Consider the following 21,351-nt stretch of genomic DNA (forward strand, 5'->3'; position numbering starts at 1 on the left):
CGTTACTCCGCGTCCGCGACTGTCTGGCCGGGTGGTATGCGGTGGTTGACCGGATCACGGGTCAGCGCGTCGGTCATGATGTCGCGCGCGAGCGGAGCGGCTGCGTCTGCGCCCGCGTTCCCGTGTTCGATCACCACCGACACCGCATAGCGGGGCGCGTCAAAGGGCGCGAAGCAGATGAAAAGGGCGTGCGGCCGGTACTCCCAGGGCAGACTCGCCGAATTGAAGTGGCCGCTTTCGCGAAGCGCCCGAGAGACGCGCCGCACCTGCGCCGAGCCGGTCTTGCCCGCCATCTGCACGCCCGGAATGTCCAGCCGCGCCTTGGGCGCCGTGCCATGCGGCTCGTTCACAACGGCGAACATGCCGCCGCGCAGGGCGTCGAGAAATTTGGGATCCATGTCGAGTGCGGGCCAATTCGTCGGCTCCGCTTTCGCGCCCACAGACCCGTTCACCGCTCGGACGAGATGCGGTTCGACAGCGCGCCCGGTGGCGATGCGCGAGGTATACGTGGCAAGTTGTAGCGGCGTGACCTGCACAAAGCCTTGTCCGATTCCGCTCACGACTGTGTCGCCGCCGTTCCAGTGATGGCCGTGACGTCTACGCCATTCGGGCGTCGGGATAAGCCCTTCGCGCTGGTGCGGCAATTCGATGCCCAGTTCCGTGCCCAGGCCAAACGCGTGCGCGGACTCGGCTATTTTTTCCATGCCGATGCGGTGCGCGACTTCATAGAAATAAACGTCGCAAGAGAATTTCAACGCCTGATGCAGGTCGAGCGATCCGTGGCCGTATTTTGCCCAGCAATGGAATCGCGCGCCGCCCATGTCGAAATGGCCCGGGCAGAAAAAGCGGTCAGTCGCACTGATGGCCCCGGAGCTGAGCGCCGCCATGGCCACTGCCGGTTTGAACGTCGACCCGGGTGGGTAGACGCCCGCCACGGCCTTGTTGATCAGGGGCGTACGTTCATTGCTGGTCCATTCCGCCCACTGTGTGCGGCTGACGCCGCTGTCAAACAGGGAAGGATCAAAAGACGGGTTGCTGACCATCGCCACGACTTCGCCGTTGCGGCAGTCCATGACCACGGCGGACGCGACCTGGTCGCCAATGCGCCCCAGAACCGCCCGCTGCAGCCCGACGTCGAGCGACAGGGAAATCTGATCGCCCGGCGTGCCTTCGACGCGGTCGAGCTCAGCCATCACGCGCCCGACGGCGTTGACTTCCATTTGCACCGACCCGGATTCGCCGCGCAGGAGGTCGTCCTGACTCTGCTCGACGCCCGCTCGCCCCATGCGCATGCCGGGAAGCGCCAGCAGGGCGGATTTCGCGACATCCTGTTCATTGGGCGGCGCCACGTAGCCGACGGTGTGCGCGAGCAGAGAGCCGTACGGATAGAACCGGGTGGTGCCGACGTCGATCAGCACGCCCGGCAACCCCGGCGAATTCAGTTCGATCCGCGCCATGTCGTCCCACGACAGGAAGTCTCGCAGCATGACCGGCACAAATTTGCGCTTGTGACGCATTTCGCGCGCGACGCGCGCGCGATCCCGCTCGTCGAGCGGCACAAGGGTCGAGAACCGATCGATCGTGCCCTGCACGTCCGTAGTTTCTTCCGGCAGCAGCAGGGCGCGCCAATTGGTCTTGTTGGCGGCGATCGCGACGCCATAACGATCAACGATCAGCCCGCGCGGCGGGGCCAGCAGTCGTTTACTGATGCGGTTGTTGTCGGCCAGCTTCGCGAAATGGTCGCCGTCGCGGATCTGCAGGTCATAGAGCCTGCGCCCGAGCACGCCGAGGGCTGCGGTCTGCGCAGCCATGAGCAGAAGCGCGCGGCGCGTGAAGACGCCGCTGCCCGGATCCTTCAGGTCGCGGATCGGCATGAGGCGCTTCGGTTCCTTGCGGCGGCGCAACTTCATATGGCGCGCCTCCCTGCCGCGTGGATCTCGGGGCGAGGAACTGTGTCATCGCCAGTTGTCATGCGTGCGGATCCGGATGCGACAATAGCCGATGCGCGCGCGAACTTAACGCCGACAACGGGGGATAGACGCCGACGGCGAGCATGGTCTCGAAGATTGCGGGTGCGGAAGGCATTGGCTGGAGCGACAGCGTCGAGACCAGGAGCCAGTCCAGACCACAGGCGAGCGCGGCCAGCACCGCGAACACCAGCCAGATCACGAGAAAGCTGAGGCGCATCAGTCCGAAGCGAAGATGCGCTGCGACTCCGTGCAGCAACAACAGCACGAACGCGTTCACTCCCGGAGGCGCGAAGCCGATAAGGTCCATGAACAGGCCGAGCAGCAGGACCATGGGCGCGGGCATCGCGTCGGGCCGCCAGACCGACCAGAAAAACACCAGCGACATGACGACGCCAGGCAGAAGCGCAGTTGCGCCCGGCAAGCCGGTAGGTGCGGAGAGCAGCGCGATCAGGAGTGCCGTGACGCCGCCGGGAGCCATCCGCGCGGCGAATCTGTCGAGGCGTAGCGCAAGAGAGGGGCGCGCGCGCAACCCTTGCTGGCGCTGCTGAGGGGGGTCGGAGGCCATCGCAGCGATCCCTCATCCGCGTTCCGTAAATGGCGGCGGATACGCCGGAATCGGGTTTTGCACCCTCTTGCGGCCCGAAAGAGATGGATCTGCAGCTGGCGCGCCCGGAGCCTGCACTCCCGGATTCACTTCCCGTCGTGCGGGCGTCGTGTCGTCGCTATCCTGCGGGGTCGATTTTTCATCTCGCTCATGCGGCCGAATGCCAATGACGCCGCCAAGGGTGGCCCCGCTCAATGTGGTCCCGTCGCCTGCCTCGCCATCACGGGCGCCCGTACCGGGGAGGGCGCCGTTCGGACCGGCTCCAGCATGCAATGGGGCGAGCGGCACCCTTCCGGGTGCGTCGGGTGCGTCGATAGAGGCCACTTCGAAGTCGAAAACACGCAGGATGCTGAGGTGATCCAGCCGCGCATAAGGCGTGACCACCGGTTGACCCGGCCGGGCATAGTGAACGACGCCAATGGGCAGGCCTGCGGGCAGCAGATTGGCCTGACCGCTTGTGACGACTCGCTCGCCTTCAATCGGGTGGTTGTCCTGAGCGTAATACATCAATCGTGGCGATGAAGAGTTGTCCCCCGTCATTATAGCGGAGCCGTGGCTGGCTTCCAGCGTGACGGGAATGCGACTCGACAGGTCGTTGATCAGCAGAATGCGCGCCGAACGTTGGCCGGTTTCGGTGACGCGTCCCGCAAATCCGTCCGCTGCGAGCGCTACGTTGCCGACATGCACGCCGTTCTGAGGCCCCGCGCCAATCAGTACGGCATGAGAATACAGCCCGCCTGCGTCAGCGATAACGCGACCGGTCACGAAGGAAGGGACCGGTTCGGGCATCCAGCGCAGGTTGTTCTTCAGCGTCTGATTTTCCTGGGTTAGCGAGACAGCAACGTCATACCACCCCCGGAGAGTCTCGTTCTCTGCGCGCAGACTGGCGTTTTCCTCCGCCAGATGGCTGATGCCACGCACTTCAGAGACTGCCGCCGCGACCCGCTCCCCGGGTTCAGCGACCAGCGACCAGATCGGCGACAGCATGTCTGCGACCAGCATGCGAGCCGTGTGCGTAAGGCTGCGGTCCGCCTGACCCAGCAAGATGACCGCAACCGCAATAAGCAGCATGAACGGCAGGAGAAGCTTGTCGAGCGCCTGACGAGCCTGAATGGAGACCGGAATCATGGCGCCGGACGCTCATCGGCCCAGAGATTGCAGGCGGTGAGCGCTGTTTCGGAGATCAGGCGGAGGAGGTTCAGCATCGTCTCCATCGTCCCAGGGCGCCAGCCCAGCCTCATTGCATCGTCCTCACGCCTGAGGGTGAAGATTTCATGCAGCCTCCCTGTATTCGCGCTCATGTCGACTTTGTCGAAACGGCGAAGCATGACGTCATACTGACAGGTAGACGCCGAGGATGCATGACTATTTTTCGTTAATACATCGTCGTCAGAACGTCGCGCAGTCGCTTCATCTCTTCCAGAGCGCGTCCGGTTCCCAAAGCGACGCAGGACAGGGCGTCCTCTCCGACAGTAACGGGCAGTCCGGTCGACAGTCGCAAAACCTCGTCGAGGCGATAAAGCAGGGCGCCGCCGCCGGTCAGCACTATGCCCTTGTCGACGATGTCCGCCGCCAGTTCCGGCGGCGTGTTCTCAAGCGCCGTGTTGACTGCGTCGACGATCTGGGAAACAGGCTCTGCAAGACTTTCAGCGATCTGCGCCTGCGAGACGATGACTTCTCTCGGGACGCCGTTGATCAGGTCGCGCCCCTTGACGTGCTGCCACGGGCCGGGGTCGTTCGGGTCGTCGGGCATCATCGCAGAGCCCAGGCTGATCTTGATCCGCTCGGCCGAGCTCTCGCCGATCAGCAGGTTATGGCTGCGGCGGATATAAGAGATAATGGCGTCGTCCATCTTGTCGCCGCCGACGCGGACCGAACGTGCATAGACAATGCCGCCAAGAGAAATCACGGCGACTTCGGTCGTGCCGCCGCCGATGTCGACAATCATGCTGCCGGACGGTTCCGTAACCGGAAGGCCGGCGCCGATAGCTGCAGCCATCGGCTCCTCGATAAGGAAAACCCGACGGGCGCCGGCGCTCTCGGCGCTCTCCTGAATCGCGCGTCGTTCGACGGCTGTCGATCCCGAGGGCACGCAGATGATGACCTGCGGGCTCGCGAAAGCGCGGCGATTGTGAACGCGCCGAATGAAATGCTTGATCATTTCCTCGGCGACTTCGAAGTCTGCGATGACGCCGTCGCGCATTGGCCGAATGGCGGTGATGTTGCCCGGCGTACGCCCGACCATCAGCTTCGCTTCCTCACCGACCGCGAGTACCTGTTTCTTGCCGCGCGACTCCGCTATGGCGACGACCGAGGGCTCGTTAAGCACGATGCCGCGCCCCTTGACATAAACCAGGGTGTTGGCGGTGCCGAGGTCGATGGCCATGTCGGCGGACATGAGACCCAGCAGGCGAGAGAACATTCACAACTCCTGGCCAGCGTGACGAGCGCGCAAGATTTAGGGCGCGCAAAAACAGCGCGTTTCGATCGCATGGCCCTGCCGGACGCAGCGATTGATCATTCGTTCCGTTCCGCAGGGATGGTCCGAGGGCTTAGCGACGCAGCCTCCGGGCCGCAAGGGCCTAAGAACAGAATCGCGCGCAGGAGAGATAATTCGTGAGCGCCCGCCACATTTCGGCCATCAGCCCGCCTTGAGGCGGCGCGGATCGAGGGTGATTCTTCTCGCCGGAGCCGGAGTTGGGTGGCCGGACAGCATTCGTGGCGTCGTGACGTCGCCATCAGAGAACCGTGGACTTCGAAAACCGTTTCAATGCTTGCCGGATACATAGCTCCGTAATGGCGCCGACCTTCGAGGTTCTTTCGCGGCCATCGAAGTGGCGGGGTCAGTTCTAAATAAAAAGAGAGATTACATGATGATTACGAACAAAACAGAAACGTCATCCGGATCGAAATTTGCGCGCCGCGCGCGCCCGCTGCTCGCGGTCGGCCTGGTCTCCACCGCGCTCCTGGCGGGTTGCGGCGATCCGTATGATCCGGGCGCTCGTGCAGGATCCGGCGCGCTTATTGGAGCCGGCGGCGGGGCTGCGATCGGTGCGATCGCGGGCGGCGGCCGTGGGGCTGCTATTGGCGCGCTGGCTGGTGGCGCCGTGGGCGCGGCTGGCGGCGCTGCGACGACGCCGAGCCGACCGAACTCGAACTACCGAAACGGGTACTGATCCCACATCCTGTTAAGGTAGGCTCGGCTCCTTCCTCGCGCCCGATCAGGCTTGATCCGATGCGGGTTTTGGTGGAGTCGAGCAGACTGGCGGCTCCGTCTATCGACTTATGAGAGATGCGGTTCGTGGTTCCGGAGCGATCGGTCGCTGCTTTTCGGACGATAGGGCGGCCGGACGCTTTTCTCGATCTCATTCAGGTGATTGATCATGAAGTTACTGCATAATGCATCGCTGATTGGGGGGATCGGGCTGATCACGTTGCTTGCTGGCTGCACCGATCCTTACAATCCCGGACAGCGGGCCTTGGGCGGCGGGTTGCTCGGCGGCGGCGCGGGAGCCGCGATCGGGGCTCTGGCTGGTGGCGGGCGGGGCGCTGCGATAGGGGCTCTGGCTGGCGGCGTTCTTGGCGCTGGAACGGGCGCGTTGACGACGCCTGCACGCGCTTCTGGCTATCGCGGCTACCCACAGTCTCAACCGGGCTATTACCAGCCCAATCAGCAATATGGCTCATATCCTCAGCAACAGGGCGGCTATCCTCAGGGTTACGGAGGATACGGTTACCCGCAAGGATATTCTAATGCTGGCTATCCATCCGGCTACCAGGGGTACGGCGGCGGATACTGACGCTCCTTAAAATTCGTTGACGTCAGTCGAAAGTTCAGGGGAACCGGCGGCGCGGGAGGCTGCGTCACGTCATGATTGCTTCCGAACGGCTTTTCCGCTAAACGACCCGCCTCGCGCTGGCACCCCTGGAGGCTGGCGTGTTATCGTATTCGGGAGCTTAAAGTGGCTAAATTGACGACAATCGAGGCTTCGGCGCGCGCGAAGGCTGGTAAGGGGGCAGCGCGCGCGACGAGGCGCGCCGGGCTGGTGCCCGCCGTTGTGTACGGCGCGAAGAAAGAGGCGACCCTTATCGCCATCGATCCGCGCATTATCATGCGTGAGCTGAACAAGGCCGGCTGGCGTTCGCGTCTGTATGAGATCAAGGCAGGGGACGTGACGGAGCGCGGTTTGATGCGCGACATCCAGTTCCACCCGGTCACCGACGCGCCGCAGCACGTCGACTTCCAGCGCCTCGCCGCTGGCGAGAAGGTGCATGTCGAAGTGGTCGTGCACATCACGGGCGAAGACAAGGCTCCGGGCGTGAAGCGCGGCGGCGTTCTGAACGTCGTGCGTCACACGGTCGAAGTCTACGCTGACCCGGAGAACATCCCGGAGGCGTTCACCGTCGACATCTCGGCGCTGGACATCCACGACAACGTGCGTTGGGACGATCTGCAGGGTACGGAAGGCGTCACGCCGGTCCTGCAGCTGCCGAACTTCGTCATCGCGACCGTCGCTGCGCCGACGGTTGACGCTGAAGAGTCTGCGGCCGCCGAGGCCTGAGCCAAGATCTGAGGCGTGTTGCGACTGGATCGCCAGTCGCAACTGCTTCAGGTTGTTGTTGCAAGAGCGCTTGTGCGTGGTCGCGCTACTAAGGTCGATCGTGCTTCGCTCCAAGGAGGCCCGCGAACCTCGGGCGGCGAGCCGCCTCCGGTTTCGGGACAAAAAACATGCTGCCGGCGATTCAGCTCTGGGTAGGCCTCGGCAATCCCGAACCGTCCATGAGCCGCCAACGCCATAACATCGGCTTCATGGCCGTCGACGAGATCGCCTCGCGATTCGGGTTTTCCCCGTGGCGGAAGCGGTTTCGCGGCGAGGTCGCGGAAGGGCGCGTAGGCAACGCCAAGGTGCTGTTGCTCAAGCCGATGACCTATATGAACGCATCCGGCGACAGCGTGCGGGAAGCCGCCACGTTCTATAAAATCGCCCCCGAGGCGATATCCGTTTTTCATGACGAACTCGATCTCGCGCCGGGCAAGGTGCGTGTGAAGCGTGGCGGCGGCGCGGCTGGGCATAATGGCCTGCGCTCGACCGACCGGCAGCTTGGCGCGCCCGATTACTGGCGCGTGCGCCTTGGAATCGGTCACCCCGGCTCCAAGGAGCGCGTGCACGGCTGGGTGCTTGGCGATTTCGCGAAAGCCGAGCAGCCTGCGCTCGCGACGCTTCTGGACGCTGTGGCGGGCGCCGCGCCGCTTCTGGCGGGGGGCGAGCCGGAGCAGTTCATGACGAAGGTCGCGTTGCTGACTGGCGGCAAGGCGGACGATCCGGTGGAGTCCGGTAAAACGAAACAAGGCCCGATGAATCGGGGCAGGGCGGAGCCGGGGCAGGACCAGGCGCGCAAGACAGGAATGAGGGACTGATGGGCTTCAACTGCGGTATCGTCGGGCTGCCCAATGTCGGCAAGTCCACGCTTTTCAACGCCTTGACGGCGACGGCGTCGGCTCAGGCGGCGAATTACCCGTTTTGCACGATCGAACCCAACGTCGGCCGCGTGGCTGTGCCGGACCCGCGTCTGGACGCGTTGGCGAAGATCGGCAAGTCGCAGAAAATCCTGCCGACCAGCCTTGAATTCGTCGACATTGCGGGCCTCGTGCGCGGCGCATCGCGTGGCGAAGGTCTGGGCAACCAGTTCCTTGCCAATATTCGTGAAGTCGACGCCATCATTCATGTCCTGCGCTGTTTCGTGGACGACGACGTTACCCACGTCGAAGGCGGAGTCGATCCGGTTCGTGACGCAGAGATCATCGAAACGGAACTGATGCTGGCGGATCTCGACTCGCTGGAGAAACGCATTGTCGCCCTGCAGAAGAAGGCGCGCGGCAATGATCGGGAGGCGCAGGCGCAGGTCGCGCTGATGGAGCCGATGATCGAAGTCTTGCGCGAGGGCCGTCCGGCGCGCACGGCGATCCCGGTGGGGCAGGAGGCTGCTGCGTCACGGCTGCAACTGATGACCACCAAGCCTGTGCTCTATGTCTGCAACGTCGAGGAAGCGTCCGCCGCGACGGGCAACGCGTTTTCCGCTGCGGTGCAGGCACGTGCGGCGGCCGAGGGCGCCGCGTGCGTGATCGTCTCCGCCGCCATCGAGTCTGAGGTCAGCCAGCTTGGAGAGGAGGACCGCAAGGAGTTTCTCGACGGCCTCGGCCTGAGCGATAGCGGGCTCGATCGCGTGATCGCGGCCGGCTACGGCCTGCTCGGCCTTCGCACGTATTTTACGGTCGGCCCCAAGGAAACGAGAGCCTGGACGATCACAGCGGGCACGAAGGCGCCGCAGGCCGCCGCCGTCATCCACAACGATTTCGAGCGCGGCTTCATTGCGTGCGAGACAGTGGCCTATGACGACTATGTGAAATACAACGGCGAGGCAGGGGCGAAAGAAGCGGGCAAGATGCGTATCGAAGGCCGCGACTATGTGGTGCAGGACGGAGACGTGCTGCTGTTCCGCTTCAACGTTTGAGAGTTTGTCGAATGCGCCCTCTTTAAAGGGCGCGCATTGAAGATGCGGGCGCGGCGTGCGCCGAAAGTCAGGGAAGGGTGGGATTACCGGGATGAGCGCCAGCATGAAGGCGGAGACCAGCGAAACGAATGCGATCGCGGCGATGGCCCGCGAAGCGCGGCGCGCGGCCCGGGACCTGGCGCAAAGCCCAACTTCCGTGCGCGACAAGGCGTTGTGGGCTGCCTCCGCAGCGCTGCGCGAGCGCAAGGACGAAATCCTTGCAGCCAATGCCCGGGATCTGGAGACGTATTCCGGCACGGAGTCTTTTCGTGATCGTCTGACCCTTACCGAAGAGCGCATCGAGGCGATGGCGCGCGGGCTGGAGGACATGGCGGATCTGCCTGACCCTCTCGGGCGCGTGCTGGCCGAGTGGACGCGACCCAACGGCCTCAAGATTCGTCGGGTAGCGACGCCCGTCGGGGTAATTGGCGTCATTTATGAAAGCCGTCCGAATGTCGGCGCCGACGCGGCAGGGCTCGCAATCAAATCGGGCAACTCCATTATTCTGCGTGGCGGTTCAGAGAGTTTTTACAGCGCCGAGGCGATTCATGCCGCCATGATCGAGGGGCTGCGCGCTGCCGGATTGCCGGAAGCGGCGGTGCAGGTCGCGCCCAGCGCGGACCGTCGCCATGTCGCCGACATGATGAGCGCGGCGGGTCTGATTGACCTGTTGATCCCGCGTGGCGGCAAGTCTCTCGTTGAACGTGTGCAGAACGAAGCCCGCGTGCCGGTGCTCGCGCATGCTGAAGGTCTTTGCCACACCTACATTCACTCCGGCGCTGAATCGCAGATGGCGCGCAAGATTGTCGCCAACGCCAAGATGCGTCGCACCGGGATCTGCGGCTCAACCGAGACGCTCCTGATCGACGCAGCCATCGCGCCGTCGCTGTTGCCGCAGATTGTCGAAGATCTGTCGACGCTCGGGTGCGATTTCCGTGCTGACGCCCGCGCGCGGGAGATCGTGCCTACGCTGCCTGCGGCGTCCGAGGCGGATTTCGCCACCGAATGGCTGGGAGCGATCCTGTCCGTAGCTGTGGTCGACGGGGTCGACGCGGCGTTGGATCACATCGCCCACTACGGGAGCGCACATACGGAATCCATCGTAACGGCTGATGAGGCCGCCGCCATGCGGTTCATGAGTGGCGTCGACAGCGCCGTGGTGATGTGGAACGCCTCCACCCAGTTCTGCGACGGCGGCGAATTCGGTTTCGGCGCCGAGATCGGCATCGCGACTGGACGAGTTCATGCGCGCGGCCCGGTCGGGCTGGAGCAGTTGATGACCTATAAATACGAGGTCATCGGTACTGGTCAGGTCCGCTCCTGACGGACCGGCTCGTAAACGGCGCTGGCGTGGGGGTGGGTGGCGACAGCGCCTCGAGTCCATCGGCGTTTTCTGTTGATCAACTGCCGCGCTGGGGCGACGGGCGGCGCCTACGCGTCGGCCTGCTGGGCGGCTCGTTTAACCCGGCCCATGAAGGGCACGCGCAAATCGCGCATCGCGCGATCCGCGTCCTTGGACTTGATCAGGTCTGGCTCATGGTGTCGCCGGGCAATCCTCTGAAACCGACACGTGGTATGGCGCCGCTGGCCGAACGTCTCGCCTCGGCGCAGGCGTTGGCCGACTCGCCTGCGATCGTCGCCACAGCCATCGAAGCCGGATTGGGAACGCGCTACGCGCTCGATACCGTCAGGCGTCTTCGCATCCGGTTTCCGCATGTGCGTTTCGTCTGGCTTATGGGCGCCGACGTGTTTGCGGAGCTTCCCCGCTGGAGCCGGTGGCGGGAGTTCGTGCGCAGCGTTCCCATCGCCGTGGCGCCGCGTCCGCACAGCAATGTGGCGGCGTTGCGCGGGCGAACCGCCTCTGTTCTGGCCCGATATCGGCTGCCCTCTGGGCAGGTGAGGGCGCTGGCTGAAAAAACCCCGCCAGTCTGGGCTTTTCTTCCCGGCCAGCAAAACGGTATATCGGCAACAGATCTGAGACGATCGCGAGCGTCGGTCTAGTCGTCGCTCCGCCCCGCCCCGACTGCAGATTCTGCGATCAGGACGAGTCGGAGCGGCGAGCAGGCTGCTTGCAGTGGACGTTTTTCGGTTTCACGCCTTACCAGAGACGCCCTTAAACGGGCCGCCGCCCGACAGGAGATACGGTCATCGCCAGGAAGCCTCCCGCTGATACGGAGCCGAAACGCCGTACTGCAGCAAAGCCCGCCGCAAAGACGGGAGCGCCCAAAGCGAGTGCGAAGGCGGTGGACCCGCGCCTTGCGGAAGCAGTCAAAGCGCCGGGCTCGCCCCGAAAGAAGGCGGCCGCAGCCGGTCCGCGCAAGGATGCCAAGAAGCGACCGCACGCGCCCGTCGAAGATCTTGAGCGGTACCTGAAGGTCATTGTCGACAGTATCGACGACGACAAGGGCGAGGATATCGTGGTCATCGACCTGACTGGTCGCGCGTCGTTCGCCGATCGTATGGTGATCGCAACCGGCCTTGCGGACCGTCAGATCAGCGCGATGTCCCAGCATATCGACCGCAAGCTGACTGAGGCGGGGCTGAAGCGCATTCTCGTCGAGGGCGCGAACGGTTCCGACTGGGTGCTGATCGACGCGGGCGATATCGTTATTCATCTCTTCAAGGCTGAGGCGCGGGAGCTTTACGGCCTTGAACGCATGTGGGGCGCGGAACTGGACGATCAGGACGACGGCGCCGTCACCACGCTGTAAGCGAGGGCCGGCCATCGCGCGCGACGAAGAGCGCGCAGCGGCGATGGCGTGGCGGGGAAAGTTTGATGCGGCTTATCGCTATCGGGCGCATGAAAGACGCGGCCGACAGGGCGCTCATGGAGCGATACCTGAAGCGCCTGGCGCCGGCGCTTGATATTGTCGAGCTACCTGACGGGAAGGGCTCACCGGGCGAAATCAAGCGGCGTGAGGGCGAGGCGCTGCTTGCTGCGTTGCCTGACCGCGCGTTCGTCGTTGCGCTGGATCAGGATGGCAAGACGCCGGACAGCGAAGCGTTCTCGGATATGCTGTCGGGATGGCTGCAGCTAGGCCGTCCTCTCTGTTTTCTTATCGGAGGGGCTGAGGGACTCGACGCGCCTGTCGTAGCGCGGGCGGATGCGCTGTTGTCTTTCGGCCGCTTCACGTGGCCACATATGCTGGTCCGGATCATGCTGACCGAGCAGTTATATCGCGCGCGCGCCATCGCGGCGGGGCATCCCTATCACAGGGCCGGGCGCCCCGGACGCAGGGCGTGAAGCCCGATTTGCGATCGGTCTGGCGCAGATTGACGGCGCCTCGACCGTTTGTTCCCTCCCGAAACGCGACGTTCCGCGCGTCTTGCGCCCTGTCGTCCCTCGCCCGCCGCCATCGTGGGGCTCGTCGTGTTGATGGCGTTCGGGGTTATCGGACTTCTGGCGTCGTTTCCCTTGTTCTTTGGCAGCATTTTTCTGTGGGACAATCCGCCGGATAGCGCCATTCCAATTTTGGCCGGGATCGAAGTTCTGGTGACGGCCCTGCCGGTGTTAAGCCTGCTTGTCATTGTCGGCGTGGTCATGACGTTCCGAAATTATAGTCGGAAGACGGTCATGTGTATGGCTGTGGGTGTGGCGGCGTGGATCGGTTTCACAGGGATTCTGTTGTTTTTGTCGCCGTTTTGGAGCGCGTGACGTTTTCGTCCTGACGCTCTGCCCATTCTGCGCTCGCCTCACGCAACGCGGAGACGAAACGGCTGACGAGCGGCGCATGTTGTCCGCGTAGCACCGCGATCGCGAGCGTCGCCTTGGGGGCGGGCTCCTTGATGGGATGAAACGTCACGCCGCCCGCGTGAATCTGCGACAGCGACGCGGGCACGACGGACACGCCCAGCCCGGCGGCCACCAGCGGCACGGTCGCTGCGATCTGCGGCGCCTGCTGGCCGAGGCGCGGCGTGAATCCCGCCTGCTGGCATGCAGCAAGAATTGCGTCGTGAAAACCGGGCCCCAGTTCGCGAGGGAAGATGATCAGCGGTTCGGACGCGATCATGGACAGCCCGACGGCGCCGTCGGCTGCATGAGCATGGCCGCTTGGCAGAGCGACGACGGTCGGCTCGTCAAAGAGCGGATAGACGGCCAGTTGCGCGTCATTGGGCACAGGCGGCCGGACGATCGCGACGTCGACGCGTCGTTCATGCAGCGCCTCTGACAGGGCGGGGGTGTTGCTCTCCTCGAAGGAGACGTCCGCCTCCGGCCATGCTTCGCGAAAGCGGCGGATGGTCAGCGGAATGAGCGGCAGTAATGGCACGGCTCCGGCGAGTCCGACGCGCAACTGCCCTCGATCGCCACGCGCCAGTCCGCGCGCCGCCGCAAGAAAATCGCCCTGAAGATCCAGCACGGCGCGCGCCTGCGGTAGCAAAGCGGCGCCGATATCGGTGAGTTTGACGCCCCTTGTCAGGCGTTGAAACAGGGTGACGCCGAGTTCGTTCTCGAACTGTCGAATCTGTTGGCTGAGAGGCGGCTGTTCCATGCGCAAGGTTGCGGCGGCGCGGGTGAAGCTGCCGTGGTCCGCAACCGCGACGAAATACCGGAGATGGCGTAGTTCCATCGGTAGGTCCTGGATGTGAGATTTCCTGCGTTCCGACCACGCCTCAGCCGGGTAAGGGCTTCAACAGGTTACCTTGCCGGGAGTCTGTGTTGGTTCAAATTTCTGCGTTTGAAGGGCGGAAGAAACTTTGAATGCCTGGCGTCAGGCGGCGACGACGCGTTGAGATGATCGTAAAACAAAACGGAGACGTTTGCTCGGTAGCGAGGAGCGAGAGCTTATAAAAAAACGCGCTCTCCGCAGAGAAGCGCGCCCGGTCAGTCGCAGTGTGACTGGCGGAAACGTCAGTGATGAGCGCGCCGCGTGTAGTGGGCGCGCCGACGCGTAGAATGCGTTGCGTGTCGGGAGACGTAGCCCTCCTCGATCGTGCCCGTTGTGTCGGTCGCTTCCGCATACTGCTCGACAGCGGTTCCCGCAGGGAGCTGCGCGGGTTCGGCGCTCGCGGTCATCATGTGCGGTGCGCTGGGGGCTTCGTTCTCGCCGCGCGCATAGATGAAACCATAGGTCGGGTAGATGGAGCCGAAAGTCCCCTCGCGGCCATTCAGTGCAACCCGGACCGCCGACCAATCATTATCGGGCGACACGTCGACGACGGTGACGTTACGGCTGACGCCGCTCTGGCCCCAGTGGGACTGGTCAATGGTGATGACGCGGCTGTTTGTTACACCCGTGACGACGGCGACATGACCGAGGGGCATACGGCGAATCGGACGGAAATTCAGAACGCTTCCGGGTTCAGGCGCTGATCCGCGAGCGTAGCGGCCTTCGGCGTTATACCACCAGTCGCGGGCGTTGCCCGAAAGATCGACGTCGGAGGCGGAGCGCGCGAAAGCGACGCACTGAATGACATGACTGCCACCGTAGTAATGCCGACCGCCATGATAGTGCGTGGCGGCCAGTCTTACGTGATGATAACCATGGGAGACCGGGTGGCGGACATGAGCGTGCGCTCCATCGGCCAGTCCGAAGCAGGTGACGAAAAACGAAAGGGCGGCCATGCGGAGACGAGACAGACCCAAGCAACCCATTCGCATACTCAAACGCCCCGCTTTCTTCCGTGCTGTTCTCCGTAGCAATTGCAATGCTGACCTGACAAGGTCACACGGCGGCGCAAAAACACAGGAAGATGATTTTGTTCGTTTAACGTATGTTTGTACGTAGAAATTAGGATTAAATTCCTAAATAAACAATAAAAATCAATGTTTCCCGGCTATTTACGGAATTGCAGCGATTGGTGTGGGGAGTCGCGTCGGGCGTCAGGCCGTATGATGAATTGTGGCGCGCAGGCCACAATTATGTGCCCGGCAGGTTGCAAAGGCGCAGGTCGGGCAAACGGCCATGTTAACGCAGGCTGATAACCGTCGCGTTGCCGCGCAGGGCGACGCGACGGCAGCGTTTCTTACTTCGTTGTGGTCAGCATGATTTCGACCAGCATGCGGGGATCCGCCAGAACCGCCTGCACGCATGCGCGGGCCGGGGCGCCGCCTTCCGGAAGCCACGCGCTCCAGACGCCGTTGAGGGCTTCGCGGTCAGCGATGTCCTTCAGCCAGATCTGAGCCTGCAGGATGCGGGTCTTGTCCGTACCGTGCTCTTCGAGGATCGCGTCGAGCTGATCGAGGATGTCTTTGGTCTGAGCCGTAGCGTCCTGTGAAAGGTCACGGGCGACGACGCCCTGCGTATAGATGAAGCCGTGATACTCGACCGCCTTCGATAGAATGGCGTTGGGTTCGGTGCGGATAATTTTGCTCATGTCGGACTCCGATAAATTCCCGTCCTGACGCGGGGCGTCGGCCGGACCCTGCTTACATTCCGGTCTGGCGCGGTCAGGTCAATCGTTAACGTTCGGGCTGTTCGTTACGATTCATCGCCCGTCCCGTAAAAGGTCGAACCATATCCGTCGGTGATGCTGGCGCGCAGATCATGTCAGTCGGGCAAAGGTTGTGAGCCGTTCCGAGGTATCGAAATCCGTCAGAACCGAGGCGTCGCCAACAATTCTAAACAGTCTGCGGCTATCGGAATCCGCCGCCAGAGCGTCGAGAATGGCGCGTCCTCCCGTATCGCCTTCCAGCCTGGACAATGTGTCGAATTGACTGGAGGCCCAGAGCGTCGGATTGCCGCGCCGTCCCTCGTGGACGGGGACGATGGCGTCCGCTCTGGAACGACGGAAGGCGGTTATCAGGGCGTCCATGAGTTCGGATTGAACGAGAGGCATGTCTCCCAGACAGATCAACAGTCCGGCGGCGCCCTGATCGTGCGCGAATGCGACGCTGGCCCGTACGGACGCAGCCATGCCTTCCGCTGCGTCTGGCACTGTTCCGATGGAAAATTGCGCCGGATGTGGACGCAGGCCCGAAAGCGCGGATGCGACGACAGAATCTCCGTCCGTGGCGACGAAAAGACGGACGGCGTCGGCATTGCTGGCGACGACCTGTTCCACTGTCCGGCTGATCATGGCGCGCCCGAGAGCGTCTTGCGCCAGAAGCTTGTGTTGGCTGCCCGTTCGGGAGGATCGTCCAGCTGCGAGAATGGCGGCGACGATCCGTCCCTCCGGCGCAATCACCAGCCGGGTTCCAGACTAAGGCGCGCCCCTCGGCGGGTCGCGACGATGTCCGCCATGATCGACAGGGCGATCTCTTCCGCGCCGATTGCGCCGATCGCCAGGCCCACAGGACCGCGCAAGCGGTTCAGGGCGTCGTCAGGCACGCCGATCTCTGCGAGACGTTTCAGCCGTGAGGACTGAGTCGCTCGCGAGCCCAGAGCCCCGACATAGAAAGCTGGACTGACCAGCGCCCGCGCCAGCGCCGGATCGTCGAGTTTGGCGTCGTGCGTGAGTGTGACGACCGCCGTCGTGGGGTCGATATGCGCATTGTCGAGAGCGTCGTCTGGCCAGTCGGTGAGCAAAGTCTGGCCGGGAAAGCGTTCAGGCGTCGCAAGCCCGGTGCGCGGGTCGATGATGGCCGCCGTGAAGCCTGCCAGCCGGGCCATCGGGGCGAGGGCTTGTGCGATGTGCACGGCGCCGATGATCAGCAACCTCGGCGGCGGCGCGATGGTCTGTAAGAACCATTCCGCATCCGCGCCGTCCGTGACGCGGGCGCAACCTGAACGCGGCGGCTCGGTCAGGGCGCGCAGGATGTCGTCGGGCAGGCTGTTCGGGTTCGGCCCGTCGACGAGCGCCTGATGCGCGCCGTCGAGTCTGCGGGCGAGGCGCACCGGCCGCCTGTCGCGCAGCGCCGCGGCGATCGCCTTGAGGTCGGCGGCAGGAAAGGCGCCTTTCTCCTCGCCATCCACCCCGCCGATGGCCTGGACGAACACGTCCAGACGTCCGCCGCACGCCAACCCCACGCCCCACGCGGTTTCGTTGGACACGCCGTATGTAAGTACGGTCGGAGGGGCTCCACTCATGATCTCCTGGGCGCGCGAGATCACGTCCGCCTCGACGCAACCGCCGCTGACCGAGCCTTCGACGCGCCCGTCGCCGCATATGGTCATGACGCTGCCGACCGGTCGGGGCGAGCTTCCCCATGTGCCGATGACCGTGGCGACGGCGGCAGGGTGGCCGTTTTGCGTCCACTGCAGGGCGTGGAGCAGGGGATCGTTGGGCCAGGAGTCTGTCGAAGGATTGGGCATCAGATGACTGTATCAGCCGATGCACGGTCCGCACACCGTTGGATTTGCGGCGCCGCCCGCGCGTTTCGCTGGGGTTGTCGCGCTACACGATTGGGTTTCCTATCCGCATGCCCCGATATGCGGGGGCGGCGCGCGTCGCTTGTGGCGCGTTGTGATGAAGGACCGTGATCATGACGAACAGTTTTGACGGAGAGGTCGTTTATATCGTTGCGGATGGCGCGAAGGCGAAGCTGCTGCGGCACAAGGACGGGGCGTTCTCGGCGATCGAGACGCTTGACGCGCAAAAGGCGGCTGGAACCCCCGGCGTAACGCCGCCTGGCGCGTCGCCTGCAGACAGGGCGAAGGACGCGTTCGCCCGCGTCGTGGCGGACCGCCTCAACACGCTGGCGGCGTATGGCGGGGCCCTGGACGGTTTTGTGCTCGCGGCGCCAGCGGAGGCGTTGCATGAGATCAGGGAGCATCTTTCAAAGCCAGCTCAGGCGAAGATCCTGAAGACGCTGGTCAAGGATCTGGTCAACATTCCGCAGAGCCAGCTTGCTTCGCACTTCGATATCCCGGAAACCGGCTGGAAATCGGCCTGAACCGCAGGCGTCGACCAGGGGAGTATTCATGAGCGATCCGAAGCGTAGACTTGATGTCGAGGTCATTCCTGTGACGCCGTTGCGACAGAACTGCTCGCTGGTCTGGAACGGGGAGACCCGGCGCGCGCTCGTGATCGATCCCGGCGGAGACGAGGACGTCATTCTCGAGCGGGTCGCTGCGCATGATCTGACGGTCGAGGCGATATTGTTGACGCATGGGCATCTTGACCATGCCGGCGGTGCGCAAGCGCTTCGGGATGCGTTGACGAAACGGCAGGGCGCCCCTGTTCCGGTCATAGGACCGGACAAGCGGGATGAGTTCCTTTTGTCCAGCATTGAAGAGAACGCCGCGCGCTTCGGGTTGTCCGGCATGATCAGCGTGGCGCCCGACCGGTACACGCAGGACGGCGATGTCTTGCCGCTTTTGGGACGGACCTACGAAGTGCTGCACGTGCCCGGACATACGCCAGGACACGTGGTGTTCTTTGAGCCGCAGGATCGCGTGCTTTTTGCGGGCGACACGCTCTTCAGGGGCACGATCGGGCGCACGGATTTTCCGTATGGCGACGGCCCGACGCTGGTGCAGGGCGTGCGGACGAAAATTCTGCCGTTGGGCGACGACGTTCTGGTGCTGCCGGGACACGGCGCGCCGACGACCGTCAGGGCCGAGCGTGCGGAAAACCCGTTTCTTCAGTGAATCATTCAGCGCCGGTCTGGCGTGGCCTTTCTGGTCACGCCTTCCCTACACGCCTTATGTCAGGATATGTCTGGTTTCCTAATATCTGGCCTTACGCCGAGTTTCCGGCAGAATCAGGACGCGTGTCATAATGTCCCATCTTCGTCAGCCCCTGTTTTTCTCGCCCTTCCGGGGGGCGGCCGTGCTCATTGGGGCGCTGGCGTTATCGGGATTGGCGGTCTCGGGGCACGCCGCAGACGCTGGCGAACCTACTGAGGCTCAGCCGGAGCTGCCTCGTCAGCCGCTGACGGTCGTCTCGGCAAACGGACAGCACGTGTTCTCGGTTGAACTGGCGAAAACGCCGCGTCAGCAGCAGGTGGGCGAAATGTTCCGCCCGACCGTGCCTGCTGATCGTGGCATGTTGTTCGTCTGGCCGTATCCGCAGCAGAGCGACATGTGGATGGAGAATACGCTGGCGTCTCTGGACATCGTGTTCATCGGCGCGGATCACCGCATTCAGGCGATCGCCGAGAACGCTGTGCCCAGAAGTCTTGCGCATATCAGCAGCCATGGCCCGGTCGTCGCTACGCTTGAGCTTCAGGGCGGCGTGACCGCCAAGGAGGGTATTTCCGTCGGCGACCGTATCGAGGCGGCTGCACTTGGCGGGAAATCGTAAGGTATCATGAGGTTTCGCGCTCTGCCCACTGAGACCTGGCGGTTTGCCGCCGCGTTGGCGTTTGCAGGTTGCGCTTGCGTGCGCGGGCGGTCAAAGCCAAACGCCTCGGCTGACGTGGCGGCGATTGACCGGCGGCGGAAGGGCGAGGTTCTTTTGTGACGATTCTGGTGACCGGCGCCGCCGGCTTCATTGGCGCTCATGTTTGTAAGGCGTTGCTTGCACGGGGCGCGCGCGTGGTCGGGGTCGATAACCTCAACGACTACTACGACCCGCAGTTGAAACGCCGTCGCCTTGCCCGCCTGACCGAACATGACGGTTTCACGTTCTGCCAATGCGACATCGCCGAGCAGGAGACGTTTTCCTCTGATGTGCTTGGGAATCCGGAGGAAATTACGGAAATCCTTCATCTGGCTGCGCAGGCTGGCGTGCGGTACTCGATGGAGGATCCGTTCGCCTTCGTGAAAGCCAATATCCTTGGGCATGTGACGCTGCTGGAGTTTGCGCGCCGCCTCCCGAAGCTGCGGCATTTCGTCTACGCGTCTTCGTCTTCCGTCTACGGTCGGAACGAGGCTATGCCATTCCGAGAGAGCGACAGGGTGGACCATCCGGGGTCGTTCTACGCCGCCACGAAGCGGGCAGGCGAACTGGCTTCGGACTGTTATCAATATCTGTATGGCATACCGCAGACCGGTCTGCGGTTCTTCACGGTCTATGGGCCGTGGGGGCGTCCGGATATGGCGTATTTCAAGTTCGCCGAGGCGATCATGCGGGGCGAGAGTTTAACCCTTTACGATGGTTCGGCCCTGGCGCGTGATTTCACTTATATCGACGATGTGGTCGAAGCCGTGCTCGCCGTTCTGGATGCGCCGCCGGACGGATGCGCTGCGCGGCTGCTGAATGTAGGCAACAGCCGGCCGACGGCGGTCCGGACTATGGTCGGTCTGCTTGAAGACGCCCTCGGGCGGAAGACGAATATTCAGGTCATGGACCGACCGGCGGCCGACGTGGAATCGACTTGGGCGTCGATCGACAAGATACGGGACATTGTCGGTTGGGAGCCCAAGACCGATCTGGCGGATGGAATCCGACGTTTCGCGACATGGTTCGTCGAGTATCGCGAAACCGCCCGACACGGGTGAGAGATTAGACCGGCCTTCCTCAATTTCTGATCGTAGTCGTCGAGTTTGTAGGCTGGATGATCGAGCGTTCGCGGTCAGTGTGACGCGGCGAGGGCGCCGAATCGTTTCCGTCAGCTCCTGTTTGCCCGCATAGAGCGCCTTCATTGGCCAGCCCCCGACTCTGATTTCATTGCTTTGGGGACGAATCGACGGGGATCTCCAAAATCGATTTTCTTATCCTGCCGGATGAGTGGGGCGTTGGGATTCATGGCCGAGCAGCCACGCTGCGCCCGATCCCATTGCATAAGCTTTCTTCTTCCGAACCGGCGCTTCGGCTTGCGCTGAAGCGCTTGCGACGCCGGGCATCACGGCGATCCGCCAGATGGTTTTCGCCCAGTGGCGTCAGCAGCGCTTGCGAGCTCGTTTTACATAAATGGGAGTCCATGGCGCTCGGGGCGAAATTCTTTCGTCGGGGAGAGAATTTTGCGTCGGCAGAATCGGGCGTTTTGCGATTCGTGTTTGGTTTTTCCGCAGTCGTCAGCCGATTTCTTGATTTGAAATCGACGCGTTGACAGCCTCATCCGAAATACGTAGAAACCGCCTCACCAAACGGCGCGGCCTTGAAAACGGAAGCGCCTCAAGCGGTCTTTGACAAGAGAATATGGAATAGAGAGGGATATGCTGACGGCGTTTCTTCTTGGGTTAGGGGGCTTTCGGGCTTTTTGATCTGGGGGGTTGGTTGGTTGGACTTTAGGTTAAGTCTGACTGATTGGACGTTTGTTTAGCGTATCTTTTGACAGACGCGTTTTATACAGATGTTTCGATGAGTACATGTTCCTGTCAATGATAGGAATTTGGCTAGGACTTGGCTTTGTTTGTTATGTTGGGGCTTTGGCTCTGACGTGATGAACCTGAGAGTTTGATCCTGGCTCAGAGCGAACGCTGGCGGCATGCTTAACACATGCAAGTCGCACGGAGGTTT

General features: G+C 63.1%; 25 protein-coding genes and 1 rRNA gene. 15 read left to right on the top strand and 11 right to left on the bottom strand.

Annotation, left to right across the window (positions count from 1 at the left end; all coding sequences use genetic code 11):
- Positions 1-2: 2 nt before the first annotated feature.
- From mrdA to G442_RS0110955, 5 genes are read right to left on the bottom strand one after another with little or no spacing between them, the layout of a single operon-like run.
- On the bottom strand, positions 3-1,910 hold the full coding sequence (gene mrdA / locus G442_RS0110935) for a penicillin-binding protein 2 (RefSeq protein ID WP_026398025.1): 1,908 nt from the start codon (positions 1,908-1,910) through the stop codon (positions 3-5).
- Positions 1,911-1,968: 58 nt separating this feature from the next.
- Positions 1,969-2,535, bottom strand: a complete 567-nt coding sequence (locus tag G442_RS0110940; RefSeq protein WP_026398026.1) for a hypothetical protein — start codon at positions 2,533-2,535, stop codon at positions 1,969-1,971.
- 12 nt (positions 2,536-2,547) lie between these two features.
- Positions 2,548-3,702 carry a rod shape-determining protein MreC gene (gene mreC, locus G442_RS21955; protein WP_084440532.1) on the bottom strand — a complete coding sequence of 385 codons (1,155 nt, stop codon included), beginning with the start codon at positions 3,700-3,702 and terminating at the stop codon, positions 2,548-2,550.
- A complete protein-coding gene (locus G442_RS0110950; RefSeq protein ID WP_026398027.1) occupies positions 3,699-3,902 on the bottom strand; it encodes a hypothetical protein in 204 nt (67 codons plus the stop codon). Before G442_RS0110950 ends, mreC begins: the two co-directional genes overlap by 4 nt.
- 47 nt (positions 3,903-3,949) lie before the next feature.
- Positions 3,950-4,996: a rod shape-determining protein gene (locus G442_RS0110955; RefSeq protein ID WP_026398028.1), complete on the bottom strand. Its 1,047-nt coding sequence runs from the start codon at positions 4,994-4,996 to the stop codon at positions 3,950-3,952.
- Positions 4,997-5,447: 451 nt separating this feature from the next.
- Between G442_RS0110955 and G442_RS0110960 the strand changes: the two genes are divergently transcribed.
- The 10 genes from G442_RS0110960 to G442_RS0111005 all read left to right on the top strand — a co-directional run bounded on the left by G442_RS0110960 (position 5,448) and on the right by G442_RS0111005 (position 12,781).
- Positions 5,448-5,750 (top strand): hypothetical protein, encoded by a 303-nt coding sequence (locus G442_RS0110960; RefSeq protein ID WP_051292220.1) that lies wholly within the window; start codon positions 5,448-5,450, stop codon positions 5,748-5,750.
- Positions 5,751-5,957: 207 nt separating this feature from the next.
- A complete protein-coding gene (locus tag G442_RS0110965) occupies positions 5,958-6,374 on the top strand; it encodes a hypothetical protein (RefSeq protein ID WP_026398030.1) in 417 nt (138 codons plus the stop codon).
- Positions 6,375-6,536: 162 nt separating this feature from the next.
- Complete coding sequence (locus G442_RS0110970; RefSeq protein WP_026398031.1) at positions 6,537-7,136, top strand: 50S ribosomal protein L25/general stress protein Ctc; 600 nt, start codon at positions 6,537-6,539, stop codon at positions 7,134-7,136.
- A 179-nt stretch (positions 7,137-7,315) separates the two neighbouring features.
- Positions 7,316-7,993: an aminoacyl-tRNA hydrolase gene (gene pth, locus G442_RS21960; protein ID WP_084440546.1), complete on the top strand. Its 678-nt coding sequence runs from the start codon at positions 7,316-7,318 to the stop codon at positions 7,991-7,993.
- Positions 7,993-9,087, top strand: coding sequence for a redox-regulated ATPase YchF (gene ychF, locus G442_RS0110980; protein WP_026398032.1), 1,095 nt, complete (start codon positions 7,993-7,995; stop codon positions 9,085-9,087). The genes pth and ychF overlap by 1 nt, the downstream gene beginning before the upstream one ends.
- 91 nt (positions 9,088-9,178) lie before the next feature.
- The gene (locus tag G442_RS0110985; RefSeq protein WP_035376475.1) at positions 9,179-10,450 is read left to right on the top strand and encodes a glutamate-5-semialdehyde dehydrogenase; all 1,272 of its coding nucleotides are present in this window, start codon (positions 9,179-9,181) and stop codon (positions 10,448-10,450) included.
- A gap of 32 nt (positions 10,451-10,482) precedes the next feature.
- Positions 10,483-11,127, top strand: coding sequence for a nicotinate-nucleotide adenylyltransferase (locus G442_RS0110990; protein WP_246789414.1), 645 nt, complete (start codon positions 10,483-10,485; stop codon positions 11,125-11,127).
- 242 nt (positions 11,128-11,369) lie between these two features.
- Positions 11,370-11,837: a ribosome silencing factor gene (gene rsfS / locus G442_RS0110995; protein WP_026398035.1), complete on the top strand. Its 468-nt coding sequence runs from the start codon at positions 11,370-11,372 to the stop codon at positions 11,835-11,837.
- Between the two features lie 65 nt (positions 11,838-11,902).
- The gene (locus G442_RS0111000; RefSeq protein ID WP_026398036.1) at positions 11,903-12,370 is read left to right on the top strand and encodes a 23S rRNA (pseudouridine(1915)-N(3))-methyltransferase RlmH; all 468 of its coding nucleotides are present in this window, start codon (positions 11,903-11,905) and stop codon (positions 12,368-12,370) included.
- A 48-nt stretch (positions 12,371-12,418) separates the two neighbouring features.
- Positions 12,419-12,781 carry a hypothetical protein gene (locus G442_RS0111005; RefSeq protein WP_026398037.1) on the top strand — a complete coding sequence of 121 codons (363 nt, stop codon included), beginning with the start codon at positions 12,419-12,421 and terminating at the stop codon, positions 12,779-12,781.
- Here the strand turns inward: G442_RS0111005 and G442_RS21965 are convergent.
- The 5 genes from G442_RS21965 to G442_RS0111030 all read right to left on the bottom strand — a co-directional run bounded on the left by G442_RS21965 (position 12,738) and on the right by G442_RS0111030 (position 17,318).
- Positions 12,738-13,694: a LysR family transcriptional regulator gene (locus tag G442_RS21965; protein ID WP_051292210.1), complete on the bottom strand. Its 957-nt coding sequence runs from the start codon at positions 13,692-13,694 to the stop codon at positions 12,738-12,740. The two genes, G442_RS0111005 and G442_RS21965, sit on opposite strands and share 44 nt — an antisense overlap.
- Before the next feature lie 281 nt (positions 13,695-13,975).
- Entirely contained in the window at positions 13,976-14,725 is a 750-nt protein-coding gene (locus G442_RS24425; RefSeq protein ID WP_084440535.1) for a CHAP domain-containing protein, read from the bottom strand.
- 365 nt (positions 14,726-15,090) lie between these two features.
- Positions 15,091-15,441, bottom strand: coding sequence for a RidA family protein (locus G442_RS0111020; protein ID WP_026398038.1), 351 nt, complete (start codon positions 15,439-15,441; stop codon positions 15,091-15,093).
- Positions 15,442-15,609: 168 nt separating this feature from the next.
- Positions 15,610-16,251 carry a nucleotidyltransferase family protein gene (locus G442_RS0111025; RefSeq protein ID WP_051292211.1) on the bottom strand — a complete coding sequence of 214 codons (642 nt, stop codon included), beginning with the start codon at positions 16,249-16,251 and terminating at the stop codon, positions 15,610-15,612.
- On the bottom strand, positions 16,248-17,318 hold the full coding sequence (locus G442_RS0111030) for an XdhC family protein (protein WP_026398040.1): 1,071 nt from the start codon (positions 17,316-17,318) through the stop codon (positions 16,248-16,250). Before G442_RS0111030 ends, G442_RS0111025 begins: the two co-directional genes overlap by 4 nt.
- 170 nt (positions 17,319-17,488) lie before the next feature.
- On the opposite strand from G442_RS0111030, the gene G442_RS0111040 reads away from it, so the two are divergent.
- From G442_RS0111040 to G442_RS0111060, 4 genes are all read left to right on the top strand, one after another.
- On the top strand, positions 17,489-17,899 hold the full coding sequence (locus G442_RS0111040; RefSeq protein ID WP_026398041.1) for a host attachment protein: 411 nt from the start codon (positions 17,489-17,491) through the stop codon (positions 17,897-17,899).
- 28 nt (positions 17,900-17,927) lie between these two features.
- Positions 17,928-18,596: an MBL fold metallo-hydrolase gene (locus G442_RS0111045; RefSeq protein WP_026398042.1), complete on the top strand. Its 669-nt coding sequence runs from the start codon at positions 17,928-17,930 to the stop codon at positions 18,594-18,596.
- Positions 18,597-18,726: 130 nt separating this feature from the next.
- Positions 18,727-19,251 (top strand): DUF192 domain-containing protein, encoded by a 525-nt coding sequence (locus G442_RS0111050; RefSeq protein WP_084440537.1) that lies wholly within the window; start codon positions 18,727-18,729, stop codon positions 19,249-19,251.
- A 155-nt stretch (positions 19,252-19,406) separates the two neighbouring features.
- Complete coding sequence (locus G442_RS0111060) at positions 19,407-20,390, top strand: SDR family NAD(P)-dependent oxidoreductase (protein WP_026398044.1); 984 nt, start codon at positions 19,407-19,409, stop codon at positions 20,388-20,390.
- Positions 20,391-20,603: 213 nt separating this feature from the next.
- Here G442_RS0111060 and G442_RS26450 read toward each other — a convergent pair whose 3' ends face one another.
- Positions 20,604-20,735 carry a hypothetical protein gene (locus tag G442_RS26450; RefSeq protein WP_264800640.1) on the bottom strand — a complete coding sequence of 44 codons (132 nt, stop codon included), beginning with the start codon at positions 20,733-20,735 and terminating at the stop codon, positions 20,604-20,606.
- Positions 20,736-21,276: 541 nt separating this feature from the next.
- On the opposite strand from G442_RS26450, the gene G442_RS0111070 reads away from it, so the two are divergent.
- Positions 21,277-21,351, top strand: a 16S ribosomal RNA gene (locus tag G442_RS0111070); the annotation flags it as partial.

The organism is Acetobacter nitrogenifigens DSM 23921 = NBRC 105050 (genome assembly GCF_000429165.1).
GTDB classification, from domain to species: domain Bacteria; phylum Pseudomonadota; class Alphaproteobacteria; order Acetobacterales; family Acetobacteraceae; genus Acetobacter; species Acetobacter nitrogenifigens.

What these genes read in the sequence shown, in the direction of transcription:
- G442_RS0110940 (WP_026398026.1), bottom strand. Translation starts at nt 2,535, where the DNA reads ATGGCCTCCGACCCCCCTCAGCAGCGCCAGCAAGGGTTGCGCGCGCGC.
- G442_RS0111000 (WP_026398036.1), top strand. Translation starts at nt 11,903, where the DNA reads ATGCGGCTTATCGCTATCGGGCGCATGAAAGACGCGGCCGACAGGGCG.
- G442_RS0111050 (WP_084440537.1), top strand. Translation starts at nt 18,727, where the DNA reads ATGTCCCATCTTCGTCAGCCCCTGTTTTTCTCGCCCTTCCGGGGGGCG.
- mrdA (WP_026398025.1), bottom strand. Translation starts at nt 1,910, where the DNA reads ATGAAGTTGCGCCGCCGCAAGGAACCGAAGCGCCTCATGCCGATCCGC.
- G442_RS24425 (WP_084440535.1), bottom strand. Translation starts at nt 14,725, where the DNA reads ATGCGAATGGGTTGCTTGGGTCTGTCTCGTCTCCGCATGGCCGCCCTT.
- G442_RS0111045 (WP_026398042.1), top strand. Translation starts at nt 17,928, where the DNA reads ATGAGCGATCCGAAGCGTAGACTTGATGTCGAGGTCATTCCTGTGACG.
- ychF (WP_026398032.1), top strand. Translation starts at nt 7,993, where the DNA reads ATGGGCTTCAACTGCGGTATCGTCGGGCTGCCCAATGTCGGCAAGTCC.
- G442_RS26450 (WP_264800640.1), bottom strand. Translation starts at nt 20,735, where the DNA reads ATGCCCGGCGTCGCAAGCGCTTCAGCGCAAGCCGAAGCGCCGGTTCGG.
- G442_RS0111030 (WP_026398040.1), bottom strand. Translation starts at nt 17,318, where the DNA reads ATGCCCAATCCTTCGACAGACTCCTGGCCCAACGATCCCCTGCTCCAC.
- G442_RS0111040 (WP_026398041.1), top strand. Translation starts at nt 17,489, where the DNA reads ATGACGAACAGTTTTGACGGAGAGGTCGTTTATATCGTTGCGGATGGC.
- G442_RS0110950 (WP_026398027.1), bottom strand. Translation starts at nt 3,902, where the DNA reads ATGCTTCGCCGTTTCGACAAAGTCGACATGAGCGCGAATACAGGGAGG.
- mreC (WP_084440532.1), bottom strand. Translation starts at nt 3,702, where the DNA reads ATGATTCCGGTCTCCATTCAGGCTCGTCAGGCGCTCGACAAGCTTCTC.
- G442_RS0110965 (WP_026398030.1), top strand. Translation starts at nt 5,958, where the DNA reads ATGAAGTTACTGCATAATGCATCGCTGATTGGGGGGATCGGGCTGATC.
- G442_RS21965 (WP_051292210.1), bottom strand. Translation starts at nt 13,694, where the DNA reads ATGGAACTACGCCATCTCCGGTATTTCGTCGCGGTTGCGGACCACGGC.
- G442_RS0110960 (WP_051292220.1), top strand. Translation starts at nt 5,448, where the DNA reads ATGATTACGAACAAAACAGAAACGTCATCCGGATCGAAATTTGCGCGC.
- G442_RS0110955 (WP_026398028.1), bottom strand. Translation starts at nt 4,996, where the DNA reads ATGTTCTCTCGCCTGCTGGGTCTCATGTCCGCCGACATGGCCATCGAC.
- G442_RS0111020 (WP_026398038.1), bottom strand. Translation starts at nt 15,441, where the DNA reads ATGAGCAAAATTATCCGCACCGAACCCAACGCCATTCTATCGAAGGCG.
- G442_RS0110985 (WP_035376475.1), top strand. Translation starts at nt 9,179, where the DNA reads ATGAGCGCCAGCATGAAGGCGGAGACCAGCGAAACGAATGCGATCGCG.